Annotated in this window: 16 protein-coding genes, 1 pseudogene and 1 riboswitch; all 17 genes and pseudogenes read left to right on the forward strand. The window is 33.9% G+C overall.

The genetic code is table 11. The annotated features are described in order from the left end of the window. Nucleotides 1–61: 61 nt before the first annotated feature. Nucleotides 62–835: a metal ABC transporter ATP-binding protein gene (locus BMZ74_RS07490; RefSeq protein ID WP_089861619.1), complete on the forward strand. Its 774-nt coding sequence runs from the start codon at nucleotides 62–64 to the stop codon at nucleotides 833–835. Beyond that, a complete protein-coding gene (locus BMZ74_RS07495) occupies nucleotides 828–1,643 on the forward strand; it encodes a metal ABC transporter permease (RefSeq protein ID WP_089861621.1) in 816 nt (271 codons plus the stop codon). The genes BMZ74_RS07490 and BMZ74_RS07495 overlap by 8 nt, the downstream gene beginning before the upstream one ends. Nucleotides 1,644–1,782: 139 nt before the next feature. Further along, complete coding sequence (locus BMZ74_RS07500; protein ID WP_177181392.1) at nucleotides 1,783–3,369, forward strand: ABC transporter substrate-binding protein; 1,587 nt, start codon at nucleotides 1,783–1,785, stop codon at nucleotides 3,367–3,369. 88 nt (nucleotides 3,370–3,457) lie between these two features. Continuing rightward, nucleotides 3,458–4,390 carry an ABC transporter permease gene (locus BMZ74_RS07505; protein ID WP_089861625.1) on the forward strand — a complete coding sequence of 311 codons (933 nt, stop codon included), beginning with the start codon at nucleotides 3,458–3,460 and terminating at the stop codon, nucleotides 4,388–4,390. A gap of 62 nt (nucleotides 4,391–4,452) precedes the next feature. Continuing rightward, nucleotides 4,453–5,343 carry an ABC transporter permease gene (locus BMZ74_RS07510; RefSeq protein ID WP_089861628.1) on the forward strand — a complete coding sequence of 297 codons (891 nt, stop codon included), beginning with the start codon at nucleotides 4,453–4,455 and terminating at the stop codon, nucleotides 5,341–5,343. Between the two features lie 23 nt (nucleotides 5,344–5,366). Further along, nucleotides 5,367–6,764 carry an SH3 domain-containing protein gene (locus BMZ74_RS07515; RefSeq protein ID WP_089861630.1) on the forward strand — a complete coding sequence of 466 codons (1,398 nt, stop codon included), beginning with the start codon at nucleotides 5,367–5,369 and terminating at the stop codon, nucleotides 6,762–6,764. A gap of 43 nt (nucleotides 6,765–6,807) precedes the next feature. After that, nucleotides 6,808–7,911, forward strand: a complete 1,104-nt coding sequence (locus tag BMZ74_RS07520) for a mandelate racemase/muconate lactonizing enzyme family protein (protein WP_089861632.1) — start codon at nucleotides 6,808–6,810, stop codon at nucleotides 7,909–7,911. Nucleotides 7,912–8,156: 245 nt separating this feature from the next. Beyond that, nucleotides 8,157–8,358, forward strand: a riboswitch (cobalamin riboswitch). Between the two features lie 194 nt (nucleotides 8,359–8,552). Continuing rightward, entirely contained in the window at nucleotides 8,553–10,583 is a 2,031-nt protein-coding gene (locus BMZ74_RS07525) for a ribonucleoside triphosphate reductase (protein WP_089861634.1), read from the forward strand. 34 nt (nucleotides 10,584–10,617) lie between these two features. Next, nucleotides 10,618–11,316, forward strand: a complete 699-nt coding sequence (locus tag BMZ74_RS07530) for an anaerobic ribonucleoside-triphosphate reductase activating protein (RefSeq protein ID WP_089861637.1) — start codon at nucleotides 10,618–10,620, stop codon at nucleotides 11,314–11,316. Between the two features lie 35 nt (nucleotides 11,317–11,351). Next, nucleotides 11,352–11,468, forward strand: a pseudogene (gene nrdD / locus BMZ74_RS14350) (anaerobic ribonucleoside-triphosphate reductase); the annotation flags it as partial. A 320-nt stretch (nucleotides 11,469–11,788) separates the two neighbouring features. After that, nucleotides 11,789–13,735 carry an FIST signal transduction protein gene (locus BMZ74_RS07535; protein ID WP_089861639.1) on the forward strand — a complete coding sequence of 649 codons (1,947 nt, stop codon included), beginning with the start codon at nucleotides 11,789–11,791 and terminating at the stop codon, nucleotides 13,733–13,735. Nucleotides 13,736–13,791: 56 nt separating this feature from the next. After that, on the forward strand, nucleotides 13,792–14,313 hold the full coding sequence (locus BMZ74_RS07540; protein WP_245750851.1) for a GGDEF domain-containing protein: 522 nt from the start codon (nucleotides 13,792–13,794) through the stop codon (nucleotides 14,311–14,313). A 205-nt stretch (nucleotides 14,314–14,518) separates the two neighbouring features. Next, nucleotides 14,519–14,719, forward strand: coding sequence for a cold shock domain-containing protein (locus BMZ74_RS07545; RefSeq protein ID WP_202943531.1), 201 nt, complete (start codon nucleotides 14,519–14,521; stop codon nucleotides 14,717–14,719). Nucleotides 14,720–14,985: 266 nt separating this feature from the next. Next, entirely contained in the window at nucleotides 14,986–16,416 is a 1,431-nt protein-coding gene (locus BMZ74_RS07550; RefSeq protein WP_089861643.1) for an alpha-amylase, read from the forward strand. A gap of 232 nt (nucleotides 16,417–16,648) precedes the next feature. Continuing rightward, nucleotides 16,649–17,347: an XdhC family protein gene (locus tag BMZ74_RS07555; protein ID WP_089861645.1), complete on the forward strand. Its 699-nt coding sequence runs from the start codon at nucleotides 16,649–16,651 to the stop codon at nucleotides 17,345–17,347. 143 nt (nucleotides 17,348–17,490) lie between these two features. Continuing rightward, nucleotides 17,491–18,252, forward strand: a complete 762-nt coding sequence (locus BMZ74_RS07560) for a gamma-glutamyl-gamma-aminobutyrate hydrolase family protein (RefSeq protein WP_089861647.1) — start codon at nucleotides 17,491–17,493, stop codon at nucleotides 18,250–18,252. Nucleotides 18,253–18,312: 60 nt separating this feature from the next. Next, nucleotides 18,313–19,854 carry an ABC transporter substrate-binding protein gene (locus BMZ74_RS07565; RefSeq protein WP_089861649.1) on the forward strand — a complete coding sequence of 514 codons (1,542 nt, stop codon included), beginning with the start codon at nucleotides 18,313–18,315 and terminating at the stop codon, nucleotides 19,852–19,854. Nucleotides 19,855–19,921 lie beyond the last annotated feature (67 nt).

A 19,921-nucleotide genomic window follows, 5' to 3' on the forward strand; every position in this document is an offset into this window, starting at 1 on the left:
TGGAAGAAATTCGGCTGTTTGAGTTAATTTTTAAGCCGATAACCGGTGGAGATGATAAAAGATGAGTTATGCTGTTGAAGTCGAGAATATAACAGTAAAGTATGGTGGTATAGAAGCATTAAAAAATGTCACACTAAAGGTTGATAAAGGAGCTTTTTTAGGAATAATTGGTCCTAATGGTGGTGGTAAGACTACTTTGTTAAAAGTTATTTTAGGTTTGGTTGAACCAATTTCAGGTCAGGTTAAAGTGTTTGGACAGAGTCTAAAACAGGCAGCTGATAAAATTGGTTATGTACCTCAAATTTCTGAATTTGATCGTAATTTTCCAATTAGTGTATTGGATGTAGTTTTGATGGCCCGATTAGGTGGTAAATTTAGTTTGTTTCATAAATATAGTAAAGCAGATATTGCTAAAGCTCGTGACATTTTAGCAGAATTAAATTTATCTCAACTGGCAGACCGCCAGATTGGTCAGCTATCTGGGGGTCAGCTGCAGCGAGTTCTAATTGCAAGAGGTCTGGCAGTAGAACCGGAGATCTTGCTGCTTGATGAACCTACTGCAAATGTTGATGCTAGTTCTACCTCTCAAATTTATACTTTATTAAAACGTTTAAATCAAACTAAAACAATTATTGTCGTTACACATGATATGGCGGCAGTTTCTTCTTATTTTGATAGTTTAGCCTGCCTTAACTCAAAACTTTATCATCATGGTGGTAAAGAAATTGATCAAGAAATTACAGAGCAAGTTTTTGGCTGTCCTGTAGATTTAATTGCTCATGGTCATCCTCACCGAGTCTTTGCCTCACATCAGGCGGGTGATCATAATGATTGAAGCTTTATTTAATTATCAATTTATGCAAAATGCTTTACTAGGAGCAACTATGGCCAGTATAGTCTGCGGCTTAATTGGTACAATTATTGTTGAAAAAAAGCTGGTGATGTTAAGTGGTGGAATTGCGCATACTTCTTTTGGTGGTATTGGTCTGGGCTATTTTTTAGGGGTAGAACCAATTTATACAGCCTTTATTTTTATCATTTTTACTTCTCTGGCTATTGCTCGAATTAATCGTAAGCTTAAGACAGGTTCTGATACTTTAATTGGTATGTTTTGGGCCCTCGGAATGGCTCTCGGAATATTATTTATTGCCTTTACCCCTGGCTATCCACCTGATATATCTTCTTATTTATTTGGTGATATTCTGACTGTAAGACGATTTGATGTTCTACTAATGATTATTTTAACAGTTGCTATTGTACTGGCAATTAGCAGTTTGTTTAATTACTGGAAAGCTTACTTATTTGATGAAGGATTTTTAAAGGTACTTGGCTTTAATTCAAGATTATTAGAAAATTTTCTTTTTGTGATGATTGGTCTAACAATAGTTATTTTAATTCGTGTAGTTGGAATAATTTTAGTTATAGCTTTGCTGACTGCTCCGCCAGCCACTGCACGTCTATACACAGCTGACTTAAAAAAAATGATGTTGTTAGCAATTGCTTTTAGCCTGTTATTTACTTTATCAGGTTTAACTTTTTCTTATTATCTTGATTTACCTTCTGGTGCTGTTATAATAATTGCTTCAGCGATATTTTATGCAGCTTCTATTTTAATTAAAGGGAAAAATACAGCTATACAATAAAAACTACTGTTGACTTTATTGACAGCAGTAATTTGAATAAATATACTAAAGTAAGGTCTAAAAAGGAGAAAAAGCTAGTTGTTTGTAGATTTAAGACTGAATGATGATCAGATTAATAAAGTGGGAGGAGAATATTTTTATGAAAAAATTGAGTAGTTTAGGATTATTATTTTTATTAATCTTATTTTTGAGTGGAGTGAGTCAAATAGCATTTGCTGCAGAAAATCCTCAGTATGGAGGAACTCTTCATTTAAGTAATGATGCTGACTGGGACACATTAGATCCAGCTTATGCATCTGGTTTTGATGCTGGTGAAATGGCAGTTAAGTTCTATGATGGACTGGTCAGATTTGACTTTAGCTCAAATAAAATTGTAGCAGATTTAGCAGAATCCTGGGAAGTAAAGAATAATAATCAGAACTTTATTTTTCATTTGCGAAAAGGAGTGAAATTTCATAATGGAGTTGAATTTACAGCCCAGGATGTCAAGTATACTTTTGAAAGACTTTATGATCCAGAAGTTGCTTCACCAGGAACCTGGGTTTATCCGATGATCAAAGGGACTGCCGCTAAATTAGCTGGAGAATCTGCTGAATTAGCAGGTGTTAAAGTTATTGATGATTATACAATAGAGTTTGATTTATCAGAGCCTTTTGGTTTATTTTTAACTCACCTTACTCTGCCCTATGGACTAATAGTAAATCAATCAGCAGTAGAGAAGTATGGAGCTGATTTTAGTCAGCACCCTGTTGGTACAGGACCTTTTAAATTTGTTGAATGGGAACATGATAATAAATTAGTTATGAAAGCTAATCAAGATTACTGGGCTGGTAGGCCTTATGTTGACCAGGTTATATATCGGGTAATACCACAGCCCTTAACAGATATTGCAGAATTTGAAGCTAATAATCTAGACCGAACAGTTGTCCCTGAGGAAGAAAGGGAACGCTGGCTAAATGATCCAGAATGGTCAGATTATATAACAACAATTGCTGATTTATCGACTTACTATTTAGCGCTAAATAGTGATTTTGAACCTCTGGATAATCCTCAGGTAAGAGAAGCTATTAATTATGCAATTGATAGCAAGACAATTACTGATTCGCTATTTCCTTATTATGTAGCTGCTAATGATGCTATTCCGGAAGGCATGCCCGGGGGAAGCGATCTTCCTATTAAAGCTGATCCTGAAAAAGCAAAACAGCTGTTGACAGAAGCTGGTTATCCTGATGGTTTTGAGCTTGATATCTGGGTTAGTGACAGCAGTACTTCAGTTCGAGTAGGAGGAGTTCTACAGGCACTTCTGGGTAGAGTAGGAATCCAAGTTAATTTAATTAAAAATGACTGGAGTGTTTTTTATAATACTGTCAAAAACGGTAATGCACCTGCCTATTATTTGTCATGGTGGGCAGATTATGCAGATCCCTATAATTTCTTGAATGCACTCTATACTACTGATCGTATTCCATTTAATAATCAGGAAATAAATTCTCTACTTAAAGAAATGACTATTACTACAGATACCGATCAAAGAATTAGACTTTCTCAGCAGATAATTAAACTGGCCGATCAAGTAGGGGATCCCTATATTTATCTTTACCATACTAGTACTTCTTATGTAAAACATCCCTGGGTTAAAGGAGATCTTTACCATCAGATGTATACCGCAGATAAACTTTTGACCTGGTGGATTGATCAGGATTTAAAAGCAGAATCTACAAATTAGTTTAATAAATTTTAATTAAACTATTAATTTAGATAGCTGTACCCGGTCGGTTTGGGTACAGCTCTTTTGTTTTAAAGGAGGCTAAGCTGTGATTCAGTATATTTTAAGAAGACTGTTGTTAATTATTCCTGTTTTACTGGGAGTACTTTTTTTGACTTTTGTTTTAATGTATTTAGTACCTGGAGATCCTGTTTTGACAATGTTGGGCCAGCATGCTGATGATGATATTATTCAGCGGATGCGAACTGAACTGCATCTAGATGACCCCTGGTATCAGCAGTTTTTTAGTTATTTAAATCGGACAATTAGAGGAGATTTAGGACGTTCTTATATTTCCCATGTAGATGTTACTACAGCTTTGAAACAGAAAATACCAAATACATTTAAATTAGCTCTGGCAGCAATTATAGTTTCTACAATAATGGGAATTGCAATTGGGATTATTTCGGCTGTTTACAAAAATAGCTGGTTAGATCATTTAGCAATGACAGTTGCACTGCTTTTTATCTCAACACCTGTTTTCTGGTTTGGAATGCTTTTAATTTATTTATTTTCTATGACACTGGGTTGGACACCTGTTTCTGGTATGGGAGAAGGTAGTTTTAATCTCAAACATCTTATTTTACCTGCTCTAACTCTAGGGAGCCGTTTTGCTGCTTTTTTAGCCCGCTATACAAGATCTGTTATGTTAGAAGTAATTAGTGAAGATTATATCAGGACAGCTCGTGCTAAAGGTGTAAAAGAAAGTTTGGTTATTTTAAAACATGGCTTGCGCAATGCCTTAATTCCAATTGTAACAGTTGTCGGTATGAATTTTGCTTCACTATTAAATGGTTCTGTTTTAACTGAGACTATTTTTGCCTGGCCCGGTTTTGGGCGCTATTTAGTTACAGCTATCAAAAAACGTGATTTTCAGGTTATTGCTGGTTGTGTCTGGATTGGTGCTTTAATTTTTGTTTTTGTTAATTTAATTGTTGATATTATATATGTAATGCTTGATCCTCGAATTAGTTATGATTAGTTTTAATAAAAGATTTTTATTAATAATTTTTAAATCGATAAGTAGAAAGGTGGAAATTAGTCATGCTAGATTTTTTAAAAAAAGACAAAATAGACTCTAATAAAAGCTCTTATGGTATGTGGTATGATACCTGGCGTAGATTACGGAGGAATAGAGCTGCGGTTGTTGGACTAATTATGGTAACTATATTTTTATTAGTGGCTATTTTTGCTCCATTGCTAGCGCCTTATGACCCAGCTGAAATTAATCTGGCTGCAATTTTACAGCCACCTTCTAGTCAATATTGGCTAGGAACAGACTATTATGGAAGAGACTTGTTAAGCAGAATAATCTATGGATCAAGAATTTCGATTAGTGTGGGGGTAATAGTCCAGCTTGTCTCTATTTCAATCGGCACTTTAATGGGATCGCTGGCAGGATACTATGGAGGCAAGGTTGATATGATTATTATGAGATTGGTTGATATTGTAATGAGTTTCCCTAGTTTGTTGCTTACAATTGCAATTATGGTAGCGCTGGGCCCGGGACTTTATAATGTTTTTCTGGCTCTTGGTGCAGTCTGGTGGACTAAAACTGCTCGAATTATGCGGAGTGAGTTTATTCGTCATCGCAAAAAAGAGTACGTAGAAGCAGCTCGTGCTTTAGGAAATAATGATTTTGTGATTATGTATAAACATATTTTGCCTAACTGTCTGGCCCCCCTGATAATAACTTTTACAATGGGAGTTGCCTCTGCAATTATGGCAGAAGCTTCATTAAGTTTTCTTGGATTGGGAGCCCAGGAACCGACACCCAGCTGGGGTTCAATTATTAATAATGGTCTTCAGTACTTAAGAACTAAACCCTGGTATTCACTTTTTCCTGGCTTAGCTATTGCTTATACAGTATTAGGTTTTAACCTTTTTGGTGATGGTCTGCGAGATGCTCTTGATCCTAAAATGAAAAATAATTAAAATTATTGCTGAGGAGTGGTTGAATGAATAAATTTATAGTTAATCGTGCTCCGGGGATAACTGCTGCAATGAATAAGGCAAAGTTCTGGCTAACTGAAAATGAACAGGAAGTACTGCTTAGTCCAGTTCAGATTAGAAATTATAACCATTTAACTTTAAGTAGAGCTGCCCAATTAGGAAAGCAGAATAAATTTTGCGATTTAAGTGAATATCCAGCAGTTTTGACAGCTGCTGAACTACGTAAAAAATTATTGACTGTTTCTAATCCCGATTATCTAAGGTTACATAACTTCTATCATCCCTGTTATCAAAGTTCTGCTCAGCTAGCAGCAACAGAACTTTCGCCAACTGTTAAAGAGCTATTAATTGAGGAGCTTTATCTGGAAAGTTTAGCAGGTAACTCAGAGCGGAAATTTTCAGTTTGTTTTGCTGTTCTGGTAAGTAGAAGCAATCTGCGAGCTTATCCAACGGATAAATCATATACTAGATCTAGAGATTCATTGGAACAAGATATGTTTCAACTTACTGCTTTATCACCTGGTACACCAGTAGCTGTATTATATTATAGTAAAAATGATAACTGGGCTTTTATTCAGAGTAAGTATTATTGTGGTTGGCTAGAAAAAGAAAAATTGGCTTTTAGCAAGACCAAAGCAGCAGCTCTTGCTTATCTAGATAGTAAAGATTTTTTAGTTATAACAGGCAGCCATCTGCAGACAGAACCATATCCGGCTAGTTATCATAAAACAGGACTTTCTTTTCAGATGGGAGATAAGATTCCTCTTTTAACAGCTGAGTGGGAGCCTTTAATTAAAGCTGATTTTCCCGATTTAAGTCAGGCACTTTCTGCTTATCAGGTTGTTTTACCAGCTAGGGACTCTCAGGGACAGCTTTACTTTGAAAGAGGAATAGTTGCCCAGTCTAATGACTTTAATTGTGGATATTTGGAATATAATCGGGCTAATTTAGTTAAGCAGGCATTTAAAGTGCTTGGTGAAAGATATGGTTGGGGTGGTATTTTTAAGCGGCGAGATTGTTCGCGTTTTTTAGTAGATATTTATCGTAGTGTAGGCATAGAATTACCCAGAGATACCGGCCTAGCTCAGGAAAAAATACCAGCTGCTAAAGATATCATTTTGCAGGGCTCAGCTGCTGAACGTAAACAGCAGCTCACTTTACTAGCAGCTGGTGATCCTCTTTATATGAAAGGACATGTAATGCTTTATCTTGGAGAGCATAATGATCATCATTATGTAATTCATGCTGCTGCTGGTTACAGTGAATTAGTAAATGATAGTTTGACGGAAATTAATGTTCGAGCTGTTTTTGTAATGGAGCTTGAACAATTCTTAAAAAACAAAGAACAGAGTTATTTAGATGCTATTTATTTAGGAAGACAATTTCTATTAACTCAAAGCTAGAATATTTTTGATTTTTAAATAAATTTAAGAAGGAGTCTCTAAAATGAAGATCACGCAAATAAAGTTGTATCAGCTTAATGTTGGCTTAAAAAAACCATTTAAAACGGCTTTAAGAACTGTCGAAACTGCTGCTGAGGTAATTGTTAAAATTTTTACTGATCAGGGTTTAGTTGGGATTGGAGAAGCTCCGCCAACTGCTGTTATAACAGGAGAAACTACGGCAAGCATCTGTGCACTAATTGCCAGTCGAATTAGACCCCTTTTAGTAGGAGAAGACCCGACTAATTTAGAAAAAATTCATTTTTTAATTGAAGAATCTGCAGTTAATAATCATAGTGCTAAGGCAGCTGTAGAAATAGCAATTTATGATCTGCTGGCCCAGAGCTACCAGGTTCCTTTATTTAGATTTTTAGGCGGATATCGAAATAGCTTGACTACTGACCTGACAATTAGTGTTAATTCTCCAGCTGAAATGAGAGAAGATGCACTAACAGCAGTTGCGGATGGTTATCAGAGTCTTAAAATAAAAGTCGGTAAAAATAGCAAGCTAGATTTAGCCAGAATAAAGGCAATTAGTCAGGCAGTTGGTCCAGAAATAAAATTGCGATTAGATGCAAATCAGGCCTGGCATCCTAAACAAGCTGTCTATCTGATTAGAGAACTTGAAAAAGAAAGTTTAGCTTTAGAATTTGTAGAGCAGCCAGTTCCTGCTGCAGATTTAACTGGTCTTAAATATGTTAAAGATAATGTATTGACTGCTATCATGGCAGATGAAAGTTTATTTAATTCAGCAGATTGTCTGCGCTTGATTAAAGAACAGGCTTGTGATCTGCTTAATATAAAATTAATGAAAACTGGTGGTATCTATAACGCTCTACAGATTAATTCTATTGCTCAGGCTGCAGGAATTAAAGTTATGTTAGGCAGTATGTTGGAAGCGAAAGTTTCTGTAACTGCAGCAGCACATCTGGCAGCAGCTAAAAAAAATATTGTTTATCTTGATCTTGATGCTCCCCAATTATTAGCAGAAGATCCTGTCCAGGGGGGAATTGAATTTTCTGCTTCTAAAATAAAGTTAGCAGAAACTCCTGGCCTGGGGATTAAAGAAGTTGCTAATCTAACTGAGTTGAGCAGTTATAATTTATAAAATAAAATTAAAAATTTGTAATTGAAAAATTAATCAGGCCTGTATTTGTTTAAAAAAACAGTTTAAATTGTTTTAATGACCAATTAGAACTGCTGTTTATCTAGTTGTGAATTTGTTTTTTGACTTTTAATAAGATAAGATAAATTTAAAGCTTATTAGTAATTAATTTGCAATTATTTTTAATAAGTTAATTAAATTTGATTATCTAAGATAGCTAAGTAAATTATAATTTTTTGATTTAAAATTGAATATTATTGAGTTCAGGTTTTAGTTGCTGCCAGTGTTAAGCTCAGGCAGTGACTAGATTAAAATGGGAAAGAGGTTAAAGTCCTCTGCGGTCCCGCCGCCGTATAGTTTTAAAATAATCTAATTGCCACTGGTCAAACTGGGAAGGCTGATTATTTATCTCAACTAAGCCGGAAGACCTGCCTGGATTTATTCACCAGCAACTCACGGGATATGAGGGGGTGTAAATATTTAGCAGTTAGCCAGCAGGCTAATTCAATTAGTTATAAATTTTTATAATTATCTGACTATTATATTTCCCTTTCTTTCTCCAGAGAAAGGGATTTTTTGTTTTTATTTATTTTTTGATGGTTTTGTTCATTTAAAGATTAGCTAAATATTTTAGGAGGGAAAAAATGACACTAGATTATGTTAAAAAGAGAGATGGGAAGCAGGTTAAATTTTCTGCTGAAAAAATCAGCAGAGCAGTTGAAAAAGCGGCAGCTGCTACTAATAATTCTAATCCAGAAATAGCAAATTTAGTTACCAAAGAAGTACTTGCTTATTTAAATATATTTTTTAAATCAGGTGGTACAGCAGATGTAGAACAGATTCAAGATCTGGTTGAAAAAATTTTAATTGAACAGGGATATGCTGAAATAGCGAAGGCTTATATATTATATCGTGAACAGCGCAGTAAATTGCGAGATACTAAAAAATTATTTGCTGATGCAGTTAATATTATGGATGATTATCTAGATCGCAGTGATTGGAAAGTAAATGAAAACTCTAATATGAGCTATTCTCTGCAGGGGTTAAATAATTTTATTGCTTCTGAAGTTACCGGTCAGTACTGGCTCCAGGAAATTTATCCAGCTGAAATAGCTGAACTGCACACTAGTGGTGATTTACATATTCATGATTTAGGTAATTTAAGTGTTTATTGTTGTGGCTGGGATCTGGAAGATTTACTGCGCAGTGGCTTTAGGGGAGTACCAACAAAAATAGAAAGTTCTCCTGCTAAACATTTTAAAACTGCTCTCGGTCAAATAGTTAATTTCTACTATACATTGCAGGGAGAAGCTGCTGGTGCAATGGCTTTTTCTAACTTTGATACCTATCTGGCACCTTTTATTGCTTATGATGAGCTTAATTATGAAGAAGTTAAGCAGGCACTGCAAGAATTTTTGTTTAATATGAATGTGCCAACTAGAGTTGGTTTCCAGACACCTTTTACCAATATTACAATGGATCTTAAAGTGCCTAGTTATTTAGCTGATCAGGCAGTAATTATTGGCGGAGAATATCAGGAAAGCAGTTATGCTGAATTTCAGGCTGAAATGGACATTTTAAACAGGGCGTTTGCTGAAGTAATGATGGCTGGTGACTATAAAGGAAGAATGTTTTCTTTCCCGATTCCAACCTACAACATAACCAGTGATTTTGAGTGGAATAATCCAACTTTGGATCCACTCTGGGAAATGACTGCTAAATATGGAATACCTTATTTTTCTAATTTTATTAATTCTGACATGAATCCTGAAGATGCACGCAGTATGTGTTGTCGACTTCGACTTGATAATAAAGTTTTGCGTAAAAGAGGAGGAGGACTTTTTGGAGCCAATCCAATGACTGGCAGCATAGGTGTAGTTACTATAAATTTACCCAGAATTGGTTATCTGGCCAGTGACGAAGAAGACTTTATAGAGCGTATTTATAAACTGATGGATAAAGCTAAAGCCAGTCTTGAAATTAAGCGCAAGGTGCTAGAAAGTTTAACCGAACAGGGACTTTATCCTTATTCTAAATTTTATCTAAGAGATGTTAAAAAGCGCTTTGATCAATATTGGAAAAATCATTTTAATACAATTGGAATTAATGGAATGAACGAAGCCCTGCTTAATTTTATGGGAGCAGATATTGCTTCTCCAGCTGGCCATAAGTTTGCTGTTCAAATCATGGATAAAATGCGCGAAAAACTACAGGAATATCAGACTGAAACTGATAACCTTTATAATTTAGAAGCAACTCCTGCTGAAGGTACTGCTTATCGTTTTGCTAGACTTGACAGGCAAAAATTTGGCAATAAAATTATTGCAGCAAACCAGAAACGAGTTATCGAGTCTGAAGCAGAGCCATATTATACTAATTCAACTCAGCTGCCAGTTGGACTTACTTCAGATATTTTTACTGCTTTAGAATTACAGGATGAACTTCAAGTACTGTATACAGGAGGAACAGTTTTACATGGATTTTTAGGAGAAAGGATTAGTTCTATTGCTGCAACCAGAAAATTAGTAAAAAGAATTGCTGAAAATTTTAAACTGCCTTATTATACAATAACTCCCAGTTTTAGTATTTGTCCTATACATGGTTATTTACCTGGGGAACATGAATATTGCCCTAAATGTGAAGCAGAGGCAGAACTTGCTGAAAATGCTGGGTAAAATTGCTGGTTTAGTTTGAGGAGGAATCTTAATTATGAAGCTTGCTGGACTGGAAAAAACATCTCTACTTGATTATCCGGATCAAATTTCAGCTGTAGTATTTACCCAGGGGTGCAATTTTTACTGTCCCTATTGTCATAACAGTCAGCTGATTACAATTGAATCTGCTCCAAATTCAATTATGCCAGAGACTTACTTTTTTGATTTTCTGGAGCAGCGGCAAAATTTACTTGATGCTGTAACAATTACAGGTGGTGAACCATGTTTGCAGCCTGATTTAAAAGAATTTATAATTAAAATCAAGCAAAATTATGATTTAAAGTTAAAACTTGATAGTAATGGTAGTAACGCTGCTGTTATTAAAGACTTATTGGAAGAAAAGCTGCTTGATTATATTGCTATAGATGTTAAAGCCAGTCTTGATAATTATAGTTGGCTGGCTCCTGCCGAGTTAGGATTAGAGCTAGAAAAAACTATTAATTTGGTCCTAAATTCAGGAATTGATTATGAATTCAGAACTACAGTTGTTCCTGGTTTGCATGATAGTAAAGAAATTAAGAAAATTGCAGAGCTGATTAGAGGAGCAAATAGCTATTATTTGCAAAACTTTCGTTCTAGTACCAATGTACTGGCAGCTGAACTGAGAAAACAGAGATCTTTTACAGAACAGGAACTGCTTGAGTTTAAAGAAATAGCAGTTTCATATGTAAAAAAAGTTATAATTAGAGATTAATAAATTAAAAGGAGGTGAAAATAGTGGCTAGAAAACAAAAATGCGAAATTTATTCTCGTGTAGTTGGCTATCTTTCTCCAGTTTCTGATTGGAATAAAGGTAAAAAAGAAGAATTTAAAGATCGTCAAACATTCAAACTTGCTAAAAATTAAAGAATTTAATAAACTAATTAGAAGTATTTTAGTTGGCCTAGTTACTCATTAACTATTTAGATAAAATAAACCTTTAATGTTAAATATAGCAAAATATTATTATAAAAATAAACAGCAAACTATTATAATGATAGTAAGCTGTTTATTTTTTTTTTTGCAGGATTTTTTTCGTTTAGCGAGAAATTATGGTATTGGATAATCTTTTTTTACATCCAGTAATTACCAGCAAATGTAATTTTAACAGATATATATTTTAACTAGTAATTATTAATAAAAGTAGTCAGTATTTAGGATTTATATTATTAGAAAGGGTGTAGAGTTTGCAGGTATTAAAAAAAGCATGTCAGAACTTTGCCGAATGCCAATCTTTTCTGGAGGAAATTAAAGATTCACCTTCACAATTAATTCAGGTTTATTCATCTAAGCCGGAGCAAATTAATAAAAAAATTATTAAGCTTTTTAGCCAAACTCTCCCCTTATCTACTCTGGTTGGTCTTACTGCCCAGGAAACAATAAGTGGTCAAAGAGTTGCAGGTAATTTAATTACTATTCTGGTAATAAATTTTGCCAAAAGTAGTTTTGAATTACTAAAATCAAATGGGACAGCAGCCAGTGCAGCAGCAATTAACTCTCGAATTGAGTCAGATACTAAAGCTGTTTTGATTTTTTCTGCTCCAGATATAAATGGAGATAAGCTAGTTGACATTCTTAATCAAAGCTCTTTTCACTTTATTGCAGCAGGTGGTGAAGCATCTCCAGCTGTTGATGATAAAACTTATCTTTTTGATAAAACAGGTATTTTGGACAATGGTCTTCTGGCTGTAATTTTAAATGGCAGTCAATTAAAAGCTAGCTGGTCTTATAATCTGGGTTGGGATAGTATTAGTCGTGAAATGGAAATAACGAGAGCAGAAGATAGAGTTGTTTATGAACTTGATGGTAGAAATATTTTTCAAGTTTATTCAGAATTTTTAGGTGAAGACATAAAAAATAAATTACCATCTATAGCTGCTTCAAAGTTTCCATTGGTTCTTAATGATGAGCTTCATAATGTTCGTTCGGCTAAACAGACTGTAGGAGAAGGCATTCTTTTTTCTGGTGAATTAAAAACTGGTGATTTAGTCCGGGTTGGTTATGGTAGTCTAAGTGAAATATTGGCTAATTCTCGACAATTACATCAGGGACTTAATTTTCATCCTGAGCTGGCCCTTATCTATTCCTGTACTGAGCGCAGCCAATATTTAAAGTCATTTAATACTAGTTTAAATGAAGAACTGCAGGTAATACCAGGCCGCCGATTTGGTTTTTGTACCGGTGGTGAATTTGGTCTGGTAAATAATAAATTTTATCATTTTAATATTAGTTCAACGGTTCTTTATTTGAGCGAAAAAAAAGAGGTAGTAAGTAAAAAAATTAGATTTAATACTTCTGAACCAATTGTAAAAACAGAACATTTATTTCATTTATCTAAAAAAGTAGTTTCTGAACTAGAAATGATAAATGAAAAAATGAGAAAAGCTAATCTAGCAACTGGTAACAGTAAAGTTAAAGAGACAGCAGCTGAAATATTTAAATTAATTTTTGATGAAAAAAATTATACAGGTGGAATTGTAATTAAAGAGGCTGAAAACTTAACTAAAATTTATCTAGAAGATCAACTTGGAGCAGCAGCCTATGATTTGTTTAGAGATTTCTGGCAGCAAAAGCCTAACCACACAACTAAAAAACCGGGTATTTTAAACTATCGAAACACATTTTTAATTCCTCTCCAAAAAGAGGTTGAAGCTTTAATAATCATTTTAAGTAATGAAGTTGATTTATATGATATTAAAAAGAATAGAGTTTTTATTGAACAAATTCCCAATTACTTAAAAAAAGCAGTTTTATACGAAAGTTTAGAGCGTAATTTGGCAAGTTTATCTACTCTGGAACTTACTTCAGATTTTCTTTATTCTACATTAGATATTGATCTATTATATGAAAGAATACTTGATATTATAGTTGCTACAATGGGAATGTCAGCTGCTACTATAATCAAAAAAGAAACTGAACAAATTAAACAGGTAAAAAGTATTAACGTTGAAGTTGATAGTGAATTATATTATTTTTTAAAAGGTCATTATGATAAAATAATAGCTTCCGAGCAGATTTTAATTGAAAATGAAATAGATTTTCTGGCTGAGATCGAGACCTTAATTGCTATCCCAATAAATCTAAATGATTATCAAGCTGTCCTATATGCTATGCAGTCAAATATAAACAATTAATTAATGAAAATCAGAAAAAATTTATTCGTACTCTAGCTAATCAGATTAGAGTTAGCATTAGAAATGCACTAAATCATCATAAAGTTAAACGGCTTTCTGTAACTGATGGATTAACTAATCTTTATAATCATAGTTACTTCCATAATCAATTAAAGCAAAAAGAAGGTGAAAAATATTCGATTGCAATTATGGATATTGATAACTTTAAAGCTTTTAATGATCAATATGGTCACCAGGCTGGTGATGCTATTTTACGAGAGCTATCTTCTTTATTGAAAAATGAAATTAGACAGCAGGATCTTGTAGCCCGCTATGGTGGAGAAGAATTTGTTATTTATCTTAATGTTGTTGATCAGCGAATATTATCACAAATTCTAAATAGATTGATGAAGAAAATTCGGGAAATGAAAATAAAGTTTGAGGATGACATACTTCAAGTCACAGTTTCAATTGGTGTTTCCATTAATTCGCACGGTCAGTATGGATCAGAACAATTAATAAAAAATGCTGATACAGCACTTTATATAGCTAAAGGAGCAGGTCGTGATATGGTCAAATTTTATCGAGAAATTAGCTAATTAAGCAAGAAATTTATTAAGAAAAAAGAGCTTAAATAATTTTGGACAAAATTAGACAAAATTATTGCTATACAACAGCTGGTGAAGGGTCAATATTAACTTGAAAAGCATATCTTGCTGTGGTATAATTATTTTCGATGGGTGAAGTTTTAACTGAACGAACCCCAAATATAGAATTATTCCTAGGGGGAATGTATTAATTATGATTTACACAGGTAAAGTAAAATGGTTTGACGCAAAAAAAGGTTATGGATTTATTGAAAGAGAAGATGGCGACGATGTATTTGTACACTTCTCAGCTATTGAGGACGAAGGTTTCAAAACTCTCGAAGATGAACAAGAAGTAGAATTTGAAATCGTTGAAGGCGATCGTGGTCCACAAGCTGAAAACGTTGTAAAGTTATAGAGTTTAAAACTGTATAAAACTGACAACTAGCCCTGCTCTTTAGAGTGGGGCTTTTAGTTTATTAACTGTTCTTAACCAGGTTTATTCTGTTTAAATAGGATAAACAGCTAACTGGGAAAAGAGCAGTTTTTTCTATTAGTATAGATAATTATTTATAGAATTAATTAACTTTATTTAAATCTTTCAATTGTTTTATAAGCAGGAAAAATGTGGCTGAACTTGAATAAAGTAAAATATATAAAGTCTTTTCAATTAGGAGGTTAGTTATGGAAAATCCTATTATTTTACATAGTTTTTATTGGGAAATGGCAACTGGCAACTATGCTGAACAATTTCCAGAAGAAAAAGATTTGTGGTTATTATTAAAGCAGCGAGCAGTTGAATTTAAAGAAATTGGCTTTGATTATATTTGGTTACCACCAGCGAATAAAGGAGCAGGTGGCCAGGAAGATGTTGGCTATGGAACATATGATCTCTGGGATTTAGGGGAATTTGATCAAAAAGGTACTGTCCGGACTAAGTACGGAAACCGCGCTGAGCTTGAAGCAGCCATTGCTGCTTTGCATAAACAGGGATTAAAAGTTATTTATGATGCTGTTCTAAATCATCGCTTAGGCGCCGACGAAAAGGAGCAGGTAGAATTAAAAGATGGCAGTAAAGCAGAAGTATGGACCAAATTTAATTTTAATGGTCGAAATGATAAGTATAGTAAACTCAAATTAGATTGGGAGAATTTCGATGGTGTTGATTGGAATGCCCGGACTAAGCAAGCTGGTAAATTCTTATTTAAAACAAAAGAATGGGATAATTCCTATGAGGAAGATTATCTAATGGGAGCTGACCTTGACTATGACAATCAGGAAATTAGAAATGATGTAATTAGCTGGGGTAAATGGTTGGTAAGAGAGCTTGGGTTTGATGGTTTTCGTTTTGATGCCAGCAAACATGTTGATAATCAGCTGATTTATGATTTTGTAGAAGAAGTAAGTCAGACAGCAGAAAAAGATTTATTTTTTGTAGGAGAAGCATGGGAAAACAATCCAGACACTCTGATTGATTATTTAAATACTGTTGGCCAGGATAGATTAACAGTATTTGATTTTGCTTTACGAAATATTTTTGTGAAACTGCGGGATGGTCAGCTTGATTTTCGCTGGTTGGGAGATAAAGGATTGGTTAATCAGCCTGATTATCAGAATAGAGCAGTAACTTTTGTTGATAATCATGATACAGAAAGGGATGGAGAAAACCAGTATGGGACTGAATCAATTTTCAGGCGCAAACTACAGGCTTATTGTTATATTTTGATGCGAAAAGAAGGAGTTCCCAGTATTTTTTGGAAAGATTACTATAATAGTAATTTAAAAGATCAACTGCAGAATTTAATTACTGCCCGCAAAAAGTTTGCTTATGGTGATTCATATGAAAATGAAACTAATGATAAAAATACTTATTCCTATATTAGATCTGGAGATGAGAAACATGCTGGCAGTGGGTTAGTTATGCTGATCACTCAGGCAGTAGGTGATCAGTTAATTGAAAAAGAGGTCAATACTGGCAGTCCTGAAACAAAATATTATGATTTTACAGCTAATGTTAAAGAAACAGTAACTACAAATGCAGATGCAGTCGGCAATTTTAAAGTTAAAGCTAGTGAAGCAAATGGTTATTCAGTCTGGGTAAAAGCAGCCGAGTAAGAAAGGTGAGTTCAATCTTGTATACAGGAATTATTGGCTTCAAAAGCAGGAAAAATACAGCTAATGGAGAAATTTATAAATAGTTGTACTAAAAATTCAATCATAAAATTACCAGTGGAAAAATAATTCTAAATATAGTTTTATTTTAAAATTAATGCTTGATAATATTTGCTGAAAAACAGCCTAAATAATATTTTCTTATTCACAAACAGAGCTTAAGGATGTGAAACAAATGGGAAAATCATTTGAAGATTTTGGGCAGGGCTTTAAAGATTCTAATCAGATTCTGGCAGCTGTTTTAACAGATATTGAAAATGAGCAGATAGTAGGCAGTTTATTTGGTGAAATGCTATTTTATGATCAGCAGGGAATGACTAATTTTTCTTCTCAAAAAATGGAAGCTGAAATAACTAAGTTTCTAGCTTCAGAGAGAAATGATCAAAATAAAAACCAATTAGTACCGCTTCTTACTAAAGCAAATCTAGTAGTTTTTGGAGCAGGTCGGTTGGCCTCCCCTTTAGCTCAATTAGCCAGGGTATTAAAAACTAAAATTACATTGGTTGATGATCAGGTAAGCAAGCTTAATTATAATAATTTGATTAATGCAGAACAATTACTATTAGTTTCTTATAGTGATTATTTTAGTGATCTTAAAATTACATTTGATGATTATTTAATTATAATTAGCAGGGGCCAGCAGTATGATTATCAAATTTTAAAAAATGTAATTGTTTCAGAAGCCAGTTATATTGCTTTAATTGGCAGGAATGATAAGTTGGCTGCTCTTCAGAAACAATTAAATTTTCAGGGAAATACTGAAATGAAGTTGGAAAGACTTCATTTCATAGCCGACTTTAGTTTAGCTGGTAAAACTTTACTAGAAAAAGCAGCAGTTATTTTAGCAGATATTATTACTAACTTTAGAAAATGAAACTTAATTATTGTTAAAATTATACTTTTCCCGGTGATTAACTTAGTTTATTAAGATGGTCGCTTTATTTTACTAAAGTTGACAAATAAACTAAACATTGATATAATTTTTTAAAATTAATGTCTCAGATGGGGGAAGTAATAATGTATCCAAAAATTTTAGTTATGTCTTATAAAGTATCTTCAGATAAAATGGGGGAAGATTATAATTTTCAGGGGGTAGAGTTCAACTTAATTACTCAGGATTATGCTGAGTCAATAAGTGCAGCTGGTGCCATTCCATTATTGATGCCTTATCTTGAAGCCAGGCAGAATGATGAAGCTTATATTAGAGAATTTTTAAATCTGGCTGATGGTGTTGTTTTACCAGGGGGCAGTGATATTGATCCTGCTTTATATGGCTCTTATCCTCAAAAGAATTTAGGCAGTATAACACCAGAAAGGGATCGCTGGGAACTAAAAATATTAAAAATTGCTAAAGAAATGGGCAAACCTATTCTGGGAATCTGTCGTGGATTTCAACTAATTAATGTTTTTTATGGTGGGTCACTAAAGGTTGATGTATGTGGAAATAGTGTTGAAACTAAAATTCCACATATGGCTTCTATGGTACCTAAATATTATAAAACCCATAAACTTAATATCAAGCCAGGAACTAGACTGGCAGAAGTTTTTGCAGCTTCCGAAATTGCAGTTAATTCCTTTCATCATCAGGCAGTAGATAAAGTGGGTAACAATTTAAAGGTTTCTGCTGTAGCTCCGGATGGGTTTGTAGAAGGAATTGAAGATTCTGATTATCCCTATTTAGTAGGTGTGCAGTGGCATCCAGAAATGATGGCTGCCCGGGAGCCGGTTCAATTAAAATTATTTGAAGACTTTGTTCAATTTATAATTAAAAACAAATAATTAAGTTTTCAAATTTGCTTAGACTTCATAAGTTAAATAAATTTAAAAGGAGGAAGTAGAATGAGAAATAAGTTTATTATTTTTGCTTTAAGTTTACTCTTATTATTATCTTTTCTGAGCCCTATTCAAGCTCAGGATAATGATACTTTTGTAATGGGGATTGAAGATGAGGTTAGTAATCTTGATCCAGGTGAAACAACTATTTCTGTTAATGAGAGAGTTGCTTCTTTAATTTTTGATGGTCTGGTTCAATATGGTAAAGCTAACAAAATTGTACCAGGAATTGCTAAAGATTGGACAATTTCTGATGATGGACTGGAATATACTTTTAATTTGCGGAAAGGTGTTAAGTTTCATAATGGAACAGAATTAACTGCAGAAGATGTTGCTTACACATATCGTAGAATTTTAAATCCAGATTATGGTTCTGGTCTTAGGGCAAAAATAAAGGCTATTGATACCATTGAAGTAGTTGATAATTATACTGTTAAGTTTACTTTAAAAGAATCATATGCTCCTTTCATGTTAGGAATGACTTTTGGAATTATACCTAAAGCTTATGCAGAAGAAGTTGGCGATGAGGAGCTAGGTAGAAATCCAATTGGAGCTGGACCTTTCAAATTAGAGGAATGGGATGCTGGTAATCAAATAGTTTTAACTGCCTTTAAAGATTATTGGCGAGAAGAACCAAAATTGCAGAAAGTTATTATTCGTTCTATTCCAGAATCAGCTACCCAGGCTATGGAATTAAGAAGTGGTGGCATTGATTTTGGAGTCAATCTTGATGTTGGTCAGCTTGATTCTTTTGTTGATAATCCTGATTTTACTGTTAAGTCAGCTGCTGGTGCAGGAATTAACTTCCTTGGCTTTAATTTTGATATGAGTCCAACTAATAATCGCAAATTTAGAGAAGCTATTTTACAGGCAGTTCCATTTGATCAAATGCTGCCCCAGATTTTTGGTATTTTAGGAGAAAGAGCATATTCAATGCTTCCTCCAACTTTGTGGCCAGAAGATAGAGAGTTCTTAAAAGAAAATGCAGTTAAATTTGATCCAGAAGCAGCAGCTCAAAAATTTGCAGATCTAAAAGAATCCGGTGTAATTCCAGCAGATTATACTGCTCAAATTTATGTTTCTAATAGCCGTCCTAATCAGGTTAAAACAGCTGAAGCTATGGTAACAGCTCTTAACCAGGCAGGACTTAGTGCAGAAGTTAATGCAATGGAATTTGGTACTATGTGGGATATGCTGGGACGAGGAGAAATTGGTATTTTCTTCTTGAGATTTGTCTCTGATCCTGATCCTGACTATTGGCTGTATAGATTCTTTAAATCAGATGGATCTTTAAATAGAGCTTTTTATGAAAATGATCAGGTTGATCAGTGGTTAGATGAAGCAAGATCAATTTCTGACGAAGGTGCAAGGGCTGAACTTTATAATAAAGTATTGGCCAAGGTATTGAATGAAGATATTGTATTCTATCCACTTGTTCATTCAACCCAAATTTATGTAATGCAGAATAATGTTGAAGATCTTGAACCAGGAAATTCACTGATTATCCCGCTGGTAACTCCAACAGCTAATGTATATAAAGAAGATTAAATAATTACAATTTAGTTTAAAGTAAATTTAGCCAGCTCTAATCAGCAGTTTGGTTAAGCAGGTGATT

Origin of the sequence: Halanaerobium salsuginis (assembly GCF_900114545.1) — a bacterium.
Taxonomy (GTDB): domain Bacteria; phylum Bacillota; class Halanaerobiia; order Halanaerobiales; family Halanaerobiaceae; genus Halanaerobium; species Halanaerobium salsuginis.